The sequence below is a fragment of the Rhizobium sp. L9 genome (assembly GCF_002531885.1).
Classification (GTDB): Bacteria; Pseudomonadota; Alphaproteobacteria; order Rhizobiales; family Rhizobiaceae; genus Rhizobium.
The window spans coordinates 1-561 of the sequence record NZ_NWSZ01000116.1 but is presented as its reverse complement, the minus strand read 5'-3'; the positions used below and the strand labels follow the sequence as shown (position 1 = coordinate 561).

The window sequence follows — 561 nt, the reverse complement described above, 5'->3', positions numbered from 1 at the left end:
GCGCAACGGGTTCTGTCAGCAGCTACACCGCATATGGTTCCGTTGCCTGAGGCGGCGAAATCAGAAAGGCCGGCGGATGGATTGGTTGGAACCGGAAATCCTGACGGCACCCTTCACGCTGCATGTCCCACATATCACTCGAACTGCTTAAATGAAGGCCAATTCTAGCGGGCTCCGCATGGCAAGCGGCAAGCTGGCGAGCCTCTCAAGCCATGTGCCGGCCTGATGGTCGAGTGCAGACGATTGTCGGCAAGCCGTCGCCATATGGTGTTCGGCCATGCCTTGGGGGCATGATTGGATCTGGCTTTAGCATGCTGGGCGGCGGTCGGCAGGCATTAGGATTGAGGTTCCAAATTTGATTTCCGGAGGATCGGCATCGATGTACCCAAGACGGAACCAGCCGCGCGATGACGATTCTCGCGAAGTAAGTGGGTGGATCGAAGACGTGACCGGAGCTTTCGATACGGACGCCTGGATCGACGACTACTATTCAGAGAGCCGAGACCTGGAACAGGATCCGAGCGACTTGCGCCTCGGTTCGCACGACAGTGACGCCGGCGA

The 561-nt window shown here is 58.3% G+C and carries 1 protein-coding gene; it reads left to right on the top strand.

What is annotated here, in order from left to right; translation table 11 throughout:
• Positions 1–379: 379 nt before the first annotated feature.
• Positions 380–561 (top strand): hypothetical protein (locus tag CO660_RS33650; protein WP_141505003.1); only part of this gene is annotated, 182 nt, incomplete at its 3' end.